The organism is Pseudomonas sp. MT3 (assembly GCF_054720805.1).
Genome location: NZ_JBTVPY010000005.1, coordinates 99,412 through 114,530 on the forward strand (window position 1 = coordinate 99,412; position 15,119 = coordinate 114,530).

A 15,119-nucleotide genomic window follows, 5' to 3' on the forward strand; every position below is an offset into this window, starting at 1 on the left:
ACGGCGATGACGCCGGGCCCAACCCAACTTCGCCCTGACGACGTTCCCAAGAAAGAGGAATCGAGCATGAGCACTGCCGAGCGAGCCCCCATCCTGCTGACTCCCGGTCCGCTGACCACCTCCCCCCGCACCCGTCGCGCCATGATGGTCGACTGGGGCTCCTGGGACAGCGACTTCAACGCCCTGACTGCCGACGTCTGCAAGCGCCTGCTGGCGATCATCCACGGTGAGGCGACCCACACCTGCGTGCCCCTGCAGGGCAGCGGCACCTTCTCCGTGGAAGCCGCCATCGGCACCCTGGTACCGCGCGACGGCAAGGTGCTGGTGCTGATCAACGGCGCCTACGGCAAGCGCCTGGCGAAGATCTGCCAGGTGATCGGCCGCGAATTCAGCACCTTCGAAACCGAAGAGGACGTGCCGACCACCGCCGCCGACGTCGACCGCCTGCTCAGCGCCGACCCCAGCGTCACCCACGTCGCGCTGATCCACTGCGAGACCAGCACCGGCATCCTCAATCCGCTGCAGGAGATCGCCAAGGTCATCGAGGACCACGGCAAGCGCCTGATCATCGATGCCATGAGCTCGTTCGGCGCGCTGGACATCGATGCCCGCAGCATCCCCTTCGACGCGCTGATCGCCGCGTCCGGCAAGTGCCTGGAAGGCGTGCCGGGGATGGGCTTCGTGTTTGCCCGTACGTCCACGCTGAACGCCAGCGCCGGCAACTGCCATTCGCTGTCGATGGACCTGCAGGACCAGCAGGCCTACATGGCCAAGACCGGCCAGTGGCGCTTCACCCCGCCGACCCACGTGGTGGCAGCGCTGCACGAAGCGCTGAGCCAGTACGAGGAGGAGGGTGGTCTCGCGGCCCGTCATCAGCGTTACGCAAACAACTGCCAGACTCTGCTGGCGGAGATGGGCAAGCTGGGCTTGCGCAGCTTCCTGCCGGCGCAGATCCAGGCGCCGATCATCGTCACCTTCCATGCCCCGCGCGATCCCCGCTACAACTTCACCGAGTTCTACGGCCGGGTGCGCGAGAAGGGCTACATCCTCTATCCGGGCAAGCTGACCCAGGTGGAAACCTTCCGTGTCGGCTGCATCGGCCAGGTCGATGGCAGCGGCATGCGTGCAGCGGTCGCGGCCATCGCCGAGACCCTGAAAGAGATGGAAGTCTTCGAAATCTGACCCCGGCCGATTGCCACAGGATTGAATCTCATGAACTACGAACAACCCAAGCAACTGCAAGCCGTCATCCTCGACTGGGCGGGCACTGTGGTCGATTTCGGCTCCTTCGCGCCGACCCAGATCTTCGTCGAGGCCTTCGCCGAGTTCGGCGTGCAGGTCAGCCTGGAAGAAGCCCGCGGCCCGATGGGCATGGGCAAGTGGGACCACATCCGCACCCTGTGCGACATTCCCGCCATCGCCGAGCGCTACAAGGCCAAGTTCGGCCGCGTGCCGAGCGACGACGACGTCACCGCCATCTACGAGCGCTTCATGCCGCTGCAGATCGAGAAGATCGCCGAGCACTCCGCGCTGATCCCCGGTGCGCTGGACGCCATCGCCGCCGTGCGCAAGCAGGGTCTGAAGGTCGGTTCCTGCTCCGGCTACCCGGCGGTGGTGATGGAGAAGGTCGTTGTCCTGGCCAAGACCAACGGCTACGTCGCCGACCACGTGGTGGCCACCGACGAAGTGCCCAACGGCCGCCCGCACCCGGCCCAGGCGCTGGCCAACGTGATCGCCCTGGGCATCAACGACGTGGCGGCCTGCGTAAAGGTCGACGACACCTGGCCGGGCATCCTCGAAGGCCGCAGCGCCGGCATGTGGACCGTGGCACTGACCTGCTCGGGCAACGCCCTGGGCCTGACCTATGAGCAGTACAAGGCGCTGCCGGCCGAGAAGCTGGAGCAGGAACGCCGCCGTATCGGCCAGATGTTCGAGGGCTCGCGCCCGCATTACCTGATCGATACCATCGCGGAGCTGCCGGGGGTGATTGCCGATATCAATGCGCGTCTGGCGCGGGGGGAGATGCCGCAGGGCAGTTGAGCTTCGGCGTGAGTTTCAAGGCCCGCTATGTGCGGGCTTTTTTTATGGGGGTACTGCGCCGCTTCGGCGTGCGCGCATGCGCCATGTTTCGCCCCTCGGGCGACCTACTTTGGCAAACGACGGATGGCCGCCCCACCCAAAGTAGGCAAAGGTCTTGCCCCGGACATCCGGTTTTTCGCTTGGGGTGAAAAATTCCCTCGTTGAAGCGAAGCCTCCTGAACGGGGCCGTTCGGCGTGCGCGGACATTTCTCTGGAAGTCTCCAGAGCCGGAGCCAGGACCGCGTAGGTATGGTTTCGTAGGCGGACTTCGTCTGCGATTGGGTTGCCGTTCTGCCGGAGCGGCCCGCCAGCGGTAATCAGTTCACAACGTTCCGCACGAACCGCACCAGCACCTCTCCGTGGTTCCGGTAGGAAAACGGCTGGTTGTTCTTGAACACATGGAACCCGCCGGCCTCGACCTCCACGGTCTCTTCGGCCAGCACGATGGTCAGCCGACCTTCGATGACATAGACCATGTCGTACCAGCCTTCGGCGTCCGGTTCGGCGTTGTAGCGGTCGCCGGGGGCCAGGGACCAGTGCCAGAGCTCGGCCTGGCGCGTGGCCGGCGTGCTGGCGAGGAGGGTGCCGCGACTGTCGGGTTGCGCGCCACCCCAGGCCACGGCATCGACGCGGGACAGGTTGCGGGTGGACGGCGGTCGTACCAGGTCGGCAAAGGTCACGCCGAGGGCGGCGGCGATGCGGTCCAGGGTGGCGAGGCTGACATTGGTGTCGCCGCCCTCGATGCCGACCAGCATCCGGCGGCTGACGCCGGAGGTCTTGGCCAGTGCGTCCTGGCTGAAGCCACCATTGCGGCGCAGGGTCTTCACGTTGTCGGCGACGTGCACCAGCACGCTGGGGCGTTCGGAAGAAGTGGGCAGTATATTGCTCATCTGGGCCTTTTTGCGCATTATGTTGCGCATAACAGTCAACCAAGATTTTTCCATCGTTGCAACGCCTGTTCAGGTCCGCACCATGCCCCGCTCGCGCCTTATCGCTACGTTTTTCCCCATCGCCGTCCTGATCGTATCGATGGCCTCGATCCAGACCGGCGCGTCCGTTGCCAAGAGCCTGTTCCCGGCGCTCGGCGCCGCCGGCGTCACCGCCATGCGCCTGATCTTCGCCGCGATCATCCTGCTGGCGATACTCCGCCCGTGGCGCATGTCGCTGCGCGGCAAGCCGCTCAAGCCGCTGTTCATCTACGGCGTGACCCTGGGCCTGATGAACCTGACCTTCTATATGGCACTGCAGACCATCCCGCTGGGCATCGCCGTGGCGCTGGAGTTCACCGGGCCGCTGGCGGTGGCGCTGTTCTATTCGCGCAAGCCGATCGACTTCATCTGGATCGCCATCGCGGTGGTCGGCCTGGGCCTGCTGCTGCCGATCGCCGATTTCGGCCAGGGCATCGACCCCAAGGGCGCCGCGCTGGCGCTGGGGGCGGGCGTCTGCTGGGGGCTGTACATCATCTTCGGCCAGCGCGCCGGCAATGACCTGGGGGCCCAGGGGGCGGCACTGGGCATCAGCATCGCCGCCGTGTGCGTGGCGCCGATCGGCATCGCCTCCGCCGGTACGGCGCTGCTGGATATCGGCCTGTTCCCGGCGCTGCTGGGCGTGGCGATCCTCTCCAGCGCCTTGCCCTACACCCTGGAAATGATCGCCCTGACGCGCCTGCCGGCGCGCACCTTCGGCACCCTGATGAGCATCGAGCCGGCATTCGGAGCATTGTCCGGCCTGGTGTTCCTCGGCGAACAGCTCACCTCGCTCCAGTGGCTCGCCATTGGCGCCATCATCGTCGCTTCGGTGGGCACCACGCTGAGCAGCCGGCCAAAGCCGGCGCTGGTCACTGACTGAAGCCAGCCGCCCTCGGGCGGCTTATTGCGTCATGGATCTTCAGCCCGCCATGCGTTTCTCGTTCAGCACGATCTGCCGCTTGGCGCTGCGCGCCAGGCGGATGCACAGCATCACCGCCGCGCAGGTCAGGCCGACGATCAGGCCTTCCCACAGGCCGCGCGGGCCGGTGGGCTCCTGCAGCCAGTGGGTCAGGCCGAGGCTGTAGCCCACCGGCAGGCCGATGCCCCAATAGGCGAACAGGGTCATGAGCATGGTCGCGCGGGTGTCCTGGTAACCGCGCAGGGCGCCGGCGGCGGTGACCTGCACGGCGTCGGAGAACTGGAACAGCGCGGAGAACACCAGCAGCGAGGCGGCCAGTGCCAGCACGTCCGGGTCCTGGGTGTAGAGCGCGGCGATGGAGTCACGCATCAGCAACATGCCGCTGGCGGAAATGCACGCATAAGCCAATGCCGCACCCATGCCGACGCCCGCGGCGAAGCGCGCATCGCGCGGCGCGCCGGCGCCGAGGGCCTGGCCGACGCGCACGGTCACGGCCATTGCCAGCGAGTAGGGGATCATGAACACCAGCGCGCTGAAGTTCAGCGCCACCTGGTGCCCGGCCACGACCTTCTCGCCCAGTTCGCCGATCAGCAGGGCGATCACCGAGAAAATGCTCGACTCGGCGAATACCGCGATGCCGATCGGCAGGCCGACCGCGACCAGGCTGCCGATCACCTTGAGGTTCGGCAGTTCCCAGTGGCTGAACAGCTGGCTCGGCTTGTAGACCTTGGCCCCGTTCACCCAGACCAGCATGCCCAGCAGCATGAACCACATCACCGACGCCGTCGCCCAGCCGCAGCCGGGGCCGCCCAGCGCGGGGAAACCGAGGTGCCCGTAGATCAGCACATAGTTGATCGGGATGTTCAGCATCAGCCCGCAGATACCCAGCACCATGCTCGGCCGGGTGCGCCCCAGGCCGTCGCTGAAGCAGCGCAGCACGTGATACAGCGCCACCGCCGGCAGGCCGCAGGCGATACCGCGCAGGTAGAATCGACTGGGTTCGATCAGCGCTTCTTCGACCTTCATCGCACGCAGCACCGGTTCGGAGAGGAACCACAGGGTCGCCGCCGCCAGCGGGCCGACCAGCAGCGCCAGCCACAGTGCCTGGCGCACCAGCGGACCGGTGCCGGGCTGGTCGCCGGCGCCGTAGCGCTGCGCCACCTTGGCGGTGGTCGCCAGCAGGGTGCCGGTCATCAGCAGGAACACCGGAATCCAGATCGAGTTGCCCAGCGCCACCGCGGCGAGGTCGCGCGGACCGACGCGCCCGGCCATCACCGCATCGACGAAGCCCATCGCGGTGGTCGCCAGCTGGGCGATCATGATGGGCGCGGCGAGGGTGAGCAGTTCCTTGAGTTCGGCGGTGGTGCGCCGTCCACGGGAGACGGGCTGGGCGATGCTGGTCACGGCGATCCTTTTCTGGCGGCAGGCAGCGGAAAGAAGCCGGCCAGTTTACGGCTTGTCGGCTTGGTCAGGAAAGCATCGGCGCGAGTTGCGGGACCGCACGCAGCCGCGCTGGTAAAGTAGCCGGTGCCGATTTCTGGAGTCAGTCCATGCGTATCCTTGCCGATGAAAACATTCCCCTGGTCGAAGCCTTCTTCGGCGGTCACGGTGAAATCCGTCGCTTGCCCGGACGCGGCATCGATCGTGCCGCCCTGGGCGACGCCGACGTGCTGCTGGTGCGTTCGGTGACCGACGTCAGCCGCGCGTTGCTCGAAGGCAGCCAGGTCAGGTTCGTCGGCACCTGCACCATCGGCACCGATCACCTGGATCTCGATTATTTCGCGCAGGCCGACATCGCCTGGTCCAGCGCGCCGGGCTGCAACGCCCGTGGCGTGGTGGACTGGGTGCTGGGCAGCCTGCTGGCGCTGGCCGAGGTGCACGGGGCAAAACTGGCCGAGCGCCGCTATGGCGTGGTTGGCGCCGGCCAGGTGGGTGGCCGCCTGGTGGACGTGCTGCGCGGGCTGGGCTGGGACGTGCGCGTCTGCGATCCGCCGCGTGCCGCCGCCGAGGGCGGTGACTTCCGCAGCCTCGACGAGGTACTGCGCGAGTGCGACGTGATCAGCCTGCACACGCCCATGACCCGCGACGGCGAACATCCGACGCGCCACCTGCTGAATGCCGAACGCCTCGCGGCGCTGCGCCCCGGCGCCTGGCTGCTCAACGCCAGCCGGGGCGGGGTGGTCGACAACGCCGCGCTGCGCGCGCACCTGGAGGCCGGCGCCGATCTCGACGTCGCGCTGGACGTGTGGGAAGGCGAGCCGCAGGTGGATGTCGAGCTGGCCGCGCGCTGCCGCATCGCCACGCCGCACATCGCCGGCTACAGCCTGGATGGCAAGCTGCGCGGCACGGCGCAGATCTACGACGCCTTCTGCACCTGGCTCGGGCGGGCGCCGGAGGTCAGCCTGGACGATCTGCTGCCGGCGCAATGGCTGGCCGAGCTGAGTTTGAAGGAGGAGTGCGAGCCGGACTGGGCGCTGGCCATGCTGTGCCGCGCGGTGTATGACCCGCGCAGCGACGACGCGGCCTTCCGGCGCAGCCTGGCGGGGGATGCGGAAGCGCGGCGCAAGACGTTCGACGCCCTGCGCAAGCACTACCCGCCGCGGCGGGAAATCACCGGGCTGTGGGTGGACATCCAGGGCGATGCGCCGCGTCTGGAAAACCTGCTGACGGCGCTGGGCGCCAACCGGGTCGGGGAGTAGGGCAGGGAAGTCCGCGCACTCATCGGCGCGGTGGCTCGCTGCTCTTGTCCAGTTCGCGGCAGGCGCGCTGGATCATGTCTTCGGTAATCGGGATCTCGCGGCCCTGGGCGTCGATGATCGAGCCGCCCACCGGCTGCTGCGGGTCACGGGGCGCCGGTCGGGGGGTGGGGGTCTGATGGTGTTGCAAGCTCATGGCCGGTCTCCTCTACAACGTTTGAATGCAGTCTAGGCAGATCACATGAAAGCTCGGTGACAAAGCAGTCGCGGAGCGCGGCGCAGATGTCACCTACGTGGCAGACGACTGTACCCTCGCAGGGTTGGCAGGTTGCGTGCCAACCGCAAGGCCCCGGTCTACTGCTTGTCGTTATAGTGAAGGTCGGCCCGGCATTGCACCGGCTGTTCGATCTGGATGTCCTTCGAGGTGAGTATGGATGGCTTTCGCGTAGGCCTGATCATCAATCCGCTGGCCGGTATCGGCGGGCCGACCGCGCTCAAGGGCAGCGACGGTGTCGCCGAACTGGCCCTGGCGCGTGGCGCGCAGCCCCGCGCGGCGGAGCGCACGCGGGTGGCGCTGGAGCAGTTGCTGGCGGTGCGTGAGCGCCTGGAATTCCTGACCTTCCCGGGGCCGATGGGGGCCGATCTGCTGGCGGACATGGGCTTTTCCCATCGGCTGGTCGGCGCGCTCGAGGGCGAGCGCAGTTCGGCGGCGGATACCCGGCACGCCGTGCAGGCGTTGCAGGAGGCCGGCGTTGCGCTGATCCTCTTCGCCGGCGGCGACGGTACCGCGCGCGACGTTGCCGAGGTGGCGCGCGAAGACCAGCCGGTTCTGGGGATTCCCGCCGGGGTGAAGATCCACTCCGGGGTCTATGCGATCAGCCCGCGCGCCGCCGGTGCGCTGGCTCTGCGACTGGTCGAGGGCGGGCTGGTGCGCCTGACCCAGGGCGAGGTGCGCGACCTCGACGAAGCCGCCCTGCGCGATGGCCGCGTCGCCGCGCGCTGGTACGCCGAGCTGACGGTGCCCGAGGAAGGGCACTTCATGCAGCACGTCAAGCAGGCCGGCATTGAGACCGAGGAGCTGGTGCTGGCCGATCTCGCCGCCTGGCTGGAAGATACCTGGGAGGACGGCGTGCGCTATGTCTTCGGGCCGGGCTCGACCCTGCACGGGCTGGCCGCCGACCTGCGCCTGGAAACCACCTTGCTGGGCGTGGACGTGATCGAGAACGGCGAGGTGATCGCCCGCGACGTTACCGAGTTGCAGCTGTTCGAACTGGTGGACGGCCACCCGGCCTTCCTGCTGGTCACCGCCATCGGTGGCCAGGGCCACATCCTCGGCCGTGGCAACCAGCAGATCAGCCCGCGCGTGCTGCGCGCCATCGGCATCGAGCGCCTGCGGGTGGTCGCCACCAAGCGCAAGCTCGGTACCCTGGAAGGCCGGCCGTTGCTGGTGGACAGCGGCGACGCGGCGCTGGACGCGAGCTTCCCGGCGGCGGTGCGGGTCTGGGCCGGCTACAAGGAAGAACTGCTCTACCCGCTGGGCTGGGGCTCCGAGGTCTGAAATTGGTTTCGCGCTTGCCGTCACCTGAATGGTGATGGTTCGCGGCTTTGTTCTAGACTCCAGCACTTTGCGCTTTCGACGGAGGACGAAGCGATGCATACCGGTGGTTGTCTGTGCGGCGCGGTGCGTTACACGATCAGCGGCGAGCTGGCGCCGATCCAGGTCTGCCATTGCGGACAGTGCCGCAAGGCCCAGGGTGGTCCGTTCGCCACCAATATCCCCGTCGCCGACGACGCGTTCAGGCTGCTCGCCGGCGCTGAGGCGCTGGTGCATTTCCGTTCCTCGGAGGACAAGCGCCGGGTGTTCTGCGGCCATTGCGGCTCGCCGATCTACAGCGCCCGCGACTCGCGCCCGGAGGTGCTGCGCGTGCGAGCGGGAAGCCTGGACGAGCCGCTGCGGACTGCGCCCGAAGGGCATTACTACATCGAGTCCAGGGCCGCGTGGTGGCCTCTGGACGACGCCTTGCCGAGGCACGTCGGCGCGAAATCGGGGTGAGGGCGCCGGCACGATGCCGGCGGTTGTAGGGGAGTGTCGATGTCTGTGTCAGCGGTCAAACCGTCCTTTCGCGTTCTGGTACTGGGCGGCTATGGGAATTTCGGCAGCCTGATCGTTCGCCGCCTGAGCGGGATCGACGGGATTCGCGTCCTGGTCGGCGGACGCGACCAGCGACGCGCCAGCGCGCTGGCAAGCGAGGTGGGTGGGGAGGCGGTGTGCCTGGACATGAACCAGCCGACGCTCTCCGACCGCCTCAGTGAGCTCAGGGTCAACCTGCTCATCTCCACCGCCGGGCCCTTCCAGGACCAGGACTATCGAGTTGCCCGCGCCGCGATTGACGCGCGGGTGCACTATATCGACCTGGCCGACGCGCGCCGCTTCGTCTGCGGCATCGGCGAGCTCGACCGCGCCGCCCGCAGCGCCGGCGTGCTGGTATGCAGCGGCGCCAGCTCGGTGCCGGCGCTCAGCGCGGCGGTGGTCGATCAGTTGCGCGCGCGCTTCCAGCGGCTGGACAGCATCCACCACGGCATCAGCTCCTCGGCGAAGATTCCCGGCATCGCCACCCTGGCGGCGGTGCTGGGCTATTGCGGCAAACCCCTGCGCCAGTGGCGCGAAGGCCGCTGGCAGGCGGTGCACGGCTGGCAGGGTCTGAGCGTGCACCGCTTCCCCAAGCCGCTGGGGCGGCGCTGGGTCGCCCATTGCGACGTGCCGGACCTGGAACTGTTCCCGCAGCGCTACCCCGGCGTGCGCGAGGTGCGTTTTTCCGCCGGCCTCGGCCTGCGCCTCACCCAGTTCGGCACCTGGGGGCTGTCCTGGCTGGTGCGCGGGCGCCTGCTGGAGAACGCCGCGGCCCTGAGCGGCGGCCTGCATCGGCTGGCGGTGGCGATGCAGCCGTTGGGCGACGGCCGCAGCGGCATGTTCGTGCAACTGCGCGGCGTGGATAAGTCGGGCAAGGCGTTGGCGCTGTGCTGGGAGCTGATCGCCCAGGACGACCACGGACCGAACATTCCGTGCATGGCGGCTGTGGCCCTGGCGCGCAAGCTGGCATCGGGGCGCTTCGGGCAGCGGGGCGCGATGCCCTGCGTCGGGCTGATCAGCGTCGAGGATTACCTGGCCGAGCTCGACGGGATGAAGATATCCCACGGCGTTCGTGAAATCGCCGCCCACTAGATAGAGGGGCCGGGCGTCGCCCCGGCAGTTGCGCTGTCACCGGGCCCACGCACCTCCCGCCGGGAAGGCGCGAGGCGCCGCGCGCTCGCCGAAATCGTTCGCTGATCGAACGCATAGGCGATCATCGAATTGAACCGCCCGGCGACTCTCCGTACTGTTTGCCCAACCCCGCCCGGCCAGGCGGGCAATAACAACAATGAGCGTCAGTCTGGGCCTTCGGCGCCTGCTCTTCTGCCGGTCCGCTTGCGCCTCATTCCTGTCCCGTCCAAGCAATGCCCGTATCGCCGGCGCTGCCGCGACGCCCCCCTCGCAGGAAGCCTTCGCATGACCAGTTCCGCCCACGTGCCTGCTGCCGGTACGCTCGATGTCCAGTCCTTCATCAACGCCCAGCCGCTGTCCCTGTACCAGTGGCGTATCGTGTTGCTGTGCTTCCTTATCGTCTTCCTCGATGGCCTCGATACGGCGGCGATGGGCTTCATCGCCCCGGCGCTGACCCAGGAATGGGGCATCGACCGCGCCAGCCTTGGTCCGGTGATGAGCGCCGCGCTGATCGGCATGGTGTTCGGCGCCCTGGGGTCCGGCCCGCTGGCCGACCGTTTCGGGCGCAAGGGCGTGCTGGTGGTGGCGGTGTTCCTCTTCGGCTTTTTCAGCCTGATCTCGGCCTATAGCGCCAACCTCGACCAACTGCTGGCGCTGCGTTTCCTTACCGGCCTGGGGCTGGGTGCGGCGATGCCCAACGCCACCACGCTGCTGTCGGAGTACACCCCCGAGCGCCTCAAGTCGCTGCTGGTGACCAGTATGTTCTGCGGCTTCAACCTGGGCATGGCGTCGGGCGGTTTCGTCTCCGCCAAGCTGATTCCGGCGTACGGCTGGCACAGCCTGCTACTGCTCGGCGGCGTGCTGCCGCTGGTGCTGGGGCTGGTGTTGCTGCTGTGGTTGCCGGAGTCGGCGCGCTTCCTGGTCGTGCGCAATCGCGGTGCGGACAGGGTCAAGCGCGTGCTGGCGCCGATTGCGCCGGCCGAGGTGCTCACCGCGCGGGACTTCAGCGTGCCGGAACAGAAGACGGTGCAGAACCGCAACCTGTTCAAGGTGATCTTTTCCGGCACCTACAGCGCCGGCACCCTGTTGCTGTGGCTGACCTATTTCATGGGGCTGGTGATCGTCTACCTGCTCACCAGCTGGCTGCCGACCCTGATGCGCGATGCCGGCGCGAGCCTGGAGCAGGCCGCCTTCATCGGCGCGCTGTTCCAGCTCGGCGGCGTACTCAGCTCGGTGGCGGTGGGCTGGGCGATGGACCGTTTCAACCCACACAAGGTGATCGGCCTCTTCTATTGCCTGGCCGGCCTATTCGCCTACTGCGTAGGGCAGAGCCTGGGCACCGTCACGCTGCTGGCGACCCTGGTGCTGGCTGCCGGCATGTGCGTAAACGGCGCCCAGTCGGCCATGCCGTCCCTGGCGGCGCGCTTCTACCCGACCCAGGGACGCGCCACCGGCGTGTCCTGGATGCTCGGCATCGGCCGCTTCGGCGCCATTCTCGGCGCCTGGATCGGCGCGACCCTGCTGGGCCTGGGCTGGAGTTTCGAGCAGGTGCTGACCGCGTTGATCGTCCCGGCTGCCATCGCCACCGCCGCGGTGGTGATCAAGGGCCTGGTCAGCCACGCCGATGCCACCTGACGGGCGCGGGCGGGGCGAGTGTGTTGCCATTCATCTCCGCCCCGTTCCATCCCCGCGCCGCTCGCATAGACTGGAGCGACCGCGGCGCAGATCGCGGCTGCCGACAACAACCCTGAGTGCCTTGTATGCAAAGCCTGCTGAGCGAACGTAGCCGAGTGTTCGAACGCGCCGATCCCTACGCGGTGTCGGGCTACGTCAACCAGCACGTGGGCACCCATGATCTGCGCCTGCCGGCCCACGGCCATCCGCAGGCCAGCCTCAACCACCGGCGTTTCGCCAGCCTCGACCTGTGCCGCATCAGCTATGGCGGCGCGGTGCGCGTCACCTCGCCGGCGCTGGAGAGCATCTTCCACCTGCAGATCCTGCTCAGCGGCCACTGCCTGTGGCGTGGCCAGCGCCAGGAGCACTACCTGGCGCCGGGCGAGCTGCTGCTGATCAACCCGGACGATCCGGTCGACCTGACCTACTCGGACGACTGCGAGAAATTCATCCTGAAGATTCCGGTGACCCTGCTCGAAGCCATCTGTGCCGAGCAGCGCTGGAACCATCCGCACACCGGCGTGCGCTTCATCGAGAACCGTTACCGGCTCGGCGAGCTGGAAGGTTTCGTCAACCTGCTGTCGATGGTCTGCCAGGAGTCCGAGGCCGGCGAGCGCCTGGCCCGGATCGACGAGCACTACCAGCAGATCGTCGCCAGCAAGTTGCTGACCCTGCTCAAGACCAACGTCAGCCGCGGGCCCATCGCTGGCGCCAGCGTGTCTTTCGAGCGCATCGAGGCGTACATCGAGGGCCACCTGCGCGAGGACATCGACGTCGAAGCCCTGGCCCACCAGGCGTCGATGAGCCTGCGCTCGCTCTACGCGCTGTTCGAGCGCCAGGCCGGCACCACGCCGCGCCAGTACATCCGCCGCCTCAAGCTGGAACGCATCCGTGCCTGTCTGGGCGATCCGGCCTGTCCGGTGCGCAGCGTCACCGAGCTGGCGCTGGATTATGGCTTCCTGCACCTGGGGCGCTTCGCCGAAGGCTACCGCCAGCAGTTCGGCGAACTGCCGTCAGAAACCCTCAAGCGCCGCAGCTGACCTCCGCACTCCCCTGTAGGAGCGGGCCATGCCCGCGATCCGCCGGCAGGGCCGGCGCTTTCTTTTGCTCCTCGTGTTTCAGGTCAGCTGCTTTGGCTTGGGTGTTCCAGCGCCGCTTCGGCGTGCGCGCGGATTCTGTGTTTCGCCCCCTCGGGCGACCTGCTTTGGCAAACGACGGATGGCCGCCCCACCCAAAGTAGGCAAAGGTCTTGCCCCGGACATCCGGTTTCTCGCTTAGGCGAAAAATTCCCTCGTTGAAGCGAAGTTCCAGGGGCCCGCGCTGACGGGCCATCCCTGGCCCGACAGCGCTCTCGCGGCATCCCTGCCGCTCAACCCCTGAAACTCCGCTTCAACGAGGCCTCCTGAACGGGGCCGTTCGGAGTGAGCGGATGTTTCTCTGGAAGCCTTCAGAGCAAAGGCCAGAGCTGGAATCGAGTGAGTATTGGCTCTTCGTAGGAGCGAGCTTGCTCGCGAACCGCTCAGTACCGAATTTCCCATGTAGGAGCGCCGCCTGCGGACGGCCCTGCAGAAAACGGATAGCACTCTGCACAAAGCGGATATTGCCGCTTCGAACCCAGCCCTAACCTGAGCCTGCCTGAACAATAACAACGGAGGCCCCGGCCATGTCCCTGGGTATCGACTACTTGCGTTCACTGCTCGAGGAAGACCCCGAGAAGGGCGTCTACCGCTGCCGGCGGGAGATGTTCACCGACCCGCGCCTGTTCGACCTGGAGATGAAGCACATCTTCGAGGGCAACTGGGTCTACCTCGCCCATGAAAGCCAGATCCCCGAGAAGAACGACTTCCTGACGACCATGATCGGTCGCCAGTCGATCTTCATCGCGCGCAACAAGGACGGCGTGCTCAACGCCTTCCTCAACGCCTGCAGCCACAAGGGCGCCATGCTCTGCCGGCACAAGTCCGGCAACCGTTCCAGCTACACCTGCCCGTTCCACGGCTGGACCTTCAACAACTCCGGCAAGCTGCTCAAGGTGAAGGACCCGGCCGAGGCCGGCTATCCGGAAGGCTTCAACTGCGAAGGCTCCCACGACCTGACGAAAATCGCGCGCTTCGAGTCCTATCGCGGCTTCCTCTTCGGCAGCCTGAAGGCCGACGTCAAGCCGCTGGTGGAGCACCTGGGCGAGTCGGCGAAGATCATCGACATGATCGTCGACCAGTCCCCTGAAGGCCTGGAAGTGCTGCGCGGTTCCTCCAGCTACATCTACGAAGGCAACTGGAAGCTCACCGCCGAGAACGGCGCCGACGGCTACCACGTCAGCTCCGTGCACTGGAACTACGCCGCGACCCAGAACCAGCGCCAGGCGCGCGAGGCTGGCAGCGAGGTGAAGACCATGAGTGCCGGCGGCTGGGCCAGGCAAGGCGGTGGCTTCTACTCCTTCGACCACGGCCATCTGCTGCTCTGGAGCCGCTGGGCCAACCCCGAGGCGCGCCCGGCCTTCGAGCGCCGCGACGAACTGGCCCGCGACCACGGCCAGGCCCGCGCCGACTGGATGATCGAGAACTCGCGCAACCTCTGCCTGTACCCGAACGTCTACCTGATGGACCAGTTCAGCTCGCAGATCCGCATCGCCCGGCCCATCGACGTCAACCGTACCGAAATCACCATCTACTGCATCGCGCCGAAGGGCGAGAGCAGCGAGGCGCGCGCCCAGCGCATTCGCCAGTACGAGGATTTCTTCAACGTCAGCGGCATGGCCACGCCGGACGACCTGGAGGAATTCCGTTCCTGCCAGCAGGCCTACCAGGGCAGCGCCGGCGGCTGGAACGACATGTCGCGCGGGGCGCAGCACTGGATCGACGGTGCCGACGACGCGGCGCGGGAGATCGACCTGGCGCCGGCTCTGTCCGGCGTGCGCACCGAAGATGAGGGCCTGTTCGTGCTGCAGCACCAGTACTGGCAGCAGACCATGATCGACGCGCTGGCCGCCGAGCAGGCCAATCGTATCGCCGTGACAGAGGAGGGCGTGTGATGAGCCGCTACGAGACCGTGCGCGACTTCCTCTACCGCGAAGCGCGCTACCTCGATGACAAGGACTGGGATGCGTGGCTGGAGCTGTACGCGGCCGACGCCACCTTCTGGATGCCCTCCTGGGACGACCGCGACCGGCTCACCGAAGACCCGCAGCGGGAAATCTCGCTGATCTGGTACGGCAGCCGTGGCGGCCTGGAAGACCGCGTGTTCCGCATCAAGACCGAGCGCTCCAGCGCGACCCTGCCGGATACGCGCACCTCGCACAACCTGAGCAACATCGAGGTGCTGGGCGAGGCCGACGGGCAGTGCCAGGTGCGCTTCAACTGGCACACCCTGAGCTTCCGCTACAAGACGGTGGACAGCTACTTCGGCACCAGCTTCTACACGCTCGACGTGCGTGGCGAGCAGCCGCTGGTAAAGGCGAAGAAGGTCGTGCTGAAGAACGACTACGTCAGGCAAGTCATCGACATCTACCACATCTGAAAAAC

The 15,119-nt window shown here is 67.2% G+C and carries 14 protein-coding genes; 11 read left to right on the plus strand and 3 right to left on the minus strand.

The window, feature by feature from the left end:
* The first annotated feature begins 66 nt into the window (after nucleotides 1-66).
* Entirely contained in the window at nucleotides 67-1,182 is a 1,116-nt protein-coding gene (locus tag ACYCAX_RS07040; RefSeq protein WP_015476986.1) for a 2-aminoethylphosphonate--pyruvate transaminase, read from the plus strand.
* A gap of 30 nt (nucleotides 1,183-1,212) precedes the next feature.
* Nucleotides 1,213-2,040 carry a phosphonoacetaldehyde hydrolase gene (gene phnX / locus ACYCAX_RS07045; RefSeq protein WP_015476987.1) on the plus strand — a complete coding sequence of 276 codons (828 nt, stop codon included), beginning with the start codon at nucleotides 1,213-1,215 and terminating at the stop codon, nucleotides 2,038-2,040.
* A gap of 356 nt (nucleotides 2,041-2,396) precedes the next feature.
* Here the strand turns inward: phnX and ACYCAX_RS07050 are convergent, their stop codons facing one another.
* Entirely contained in the window at nucleotides 2,397-2,999 is a 603-nt protein-coding gene (locus ACYCAX_RS07050; protein ID WP_460247678.1) for a helix-turn-helix domain-containing protein, read from the minus strand.
* A gap of 52 nt (nucleotides 3,000-3,051) precedes the next feature.
* On the opposite strand from ACYCAX_RS07050, the gene rhtA reads away from it, so the two are divergent.
* Nucleotides 3,052-3,927, plus strand: coding sequence for a threonine/homoserine exporter RhtA (gene rhtA / locus ACYCAX_RS07055; RefSeq protein WP_460247679.1), 876 nt, complete (start codon nucleotides 3,052-3,054; stop codon nucleotides 3,925-3,927).
* Nucleotides 3,928-3,966: 39 nt separating this feature from the next.
* Here rhtA and ACYCAX_RS07060 read toward each other — a convergent pair whose 3' ends face one another.
* Entirely contained in the window at nucleotides 3,967-5,370 is a 1,404-nt protein-coding gene (locus tag ACYCAX_RS07060; protein WP_460247680.1) for an MATE family efflux transporter, read from the minus strand.
* Between the two features lie 146 nt (nucleotides 5,371-5,516).
* On the opposite strand from ACYCAX_RS07060, the gene pdxB reads away from it, so the two are divergent.
* Nucleotides 5,517-6,665: a 4-phosphoerythronate dehydrogenase PdxB gene (gene pdxB, locus ACYCAX_RS07065; RefSeq protein WP_015476991.1), complete on the plus strand. Its 1,149-nt coding sequence runs from the start codon at nucleotides 5,517-5,519 to the stop codon at nucleotides 6,663-6,665.
* Nucleotides 6,666-6,684: 19 nt separating this feature from the next.
* Here pdxB and ACYCAX_RS07070 read toward each other — a convergent pair whose 3' ends face one another.
* Nucleotides 6,685-6,858 carry a PA1571 family protein gene (locus ACYCAX_RS07070; protein WP_294974656.1) on the minus strand — a complete coding sequence of 58 codons (174 nt, stop codon included), beginning with the start codon at nucleotides 6,856-6,858 and terminating at the stop codon, nucleotides 6,685-6,687.
* 234 nt (nucleotides 6,859-7,092) lie between these two features.
* On the opposite strand from ACYCAX_RS07070, the gene ACYCAX_RS07075 reads away from it, so the two are divergent.
* From ACYCAX_RS07075 to benB, 7 genes are all read left to right on the plus strand, one after another.
* Nucleotides 7,093-8,220 (plus strand): ATP-NAD kinase family protein, encoded by a 1,128-nt coding sequence (locus ACYCAX_RS07075; protein WP_460247681.1) that lies wholly within the window; start codon nucleotides 7,093-7,095, stop codon nucleotides 8,218-8,220.
* A gap of 93 nt (nucleotides 8,221-8,313) precedes the next feature.
* Entirely contained in the window at nucleotides 8,314-8,715 is a 402-nt protein-coding gene (locus tag ACYCAX_RS07080; RefSeq protein ID WP_015476994.1) for a GFA family protein, read from the plus strand.
* 39 nt (nucleotides 8,716-8,754) lie between these two features.
* A complete protein-coding gene (locus ACYCAX_RS07085) occupies nucleotides 8,755-9,885 on the plus strand; it encodes a saccharopine dehydrogenase family protein (RefSeq protein WP_460247682.1) in 1,131 nt (376 codons plus the stop codon).
* A 324-nt stretch (nucleotides 9,886-10,209) separates the two neighbouring features.
* Nucleotides 10,210-11,559 carry a 4-hydroxybenzoate transporter PcaK gene (locus ACYCAX_RS07090; protein WP_015476996.1) on the plus strand — a complete coding sequence of 450 codons (1,350 nt, stop codon included), beginning with the start codon at nucleotides 10,210-10,212 and terminating at the stop codon, nucleotides 11,557-11,559.
* A gap of 125 nt (nucleotides 11,560-11,684) precedes the next feature.
* On the plus strand, nucleotides 11,685-12,638 hold the full coding sequence (locus ACYCAX_RS07095; protein WP_460247683.1) for an AraC family transcriptional regulator: 954 nt from the start codon (nucleotides 11,685-11,687) through the stop codon (nucleotides 12,636-12,638).
* 623 nt (nucleotides 12,639-13,261) lie between these two features.
* Nucleotides 13,262-14,629, plus strand: a complete 1,368-nt coding sequence (benA, locus tag ACYCAX_RS07100; protein WP_460247684.1) for a benzoate 1,2-dioxygenase large subunit — start codon at nucleotides 13,262-13,264, stop codon at nucleotides 14,627-14,629.
* The gene (benB, locus tag ACYCAX_RS07105) at nucleotides 14,629-15,114 is read left to right on the plus strand and encodes a benzoate 1,2-dioxygenase small subunit (RefSeq protein ID WP_015476999.1); all 486 of its coding nucleotides are present in this window, start codon (nucleotides 14,629-14,631) and stop codon (nucleotides 15,112-15,114) included. Before benA ends, benB begins: the two co-directional genes overlap by 1 nt.
* Nucleotides 15,115-15,119 lie beyond the last annotated feature (5 nt).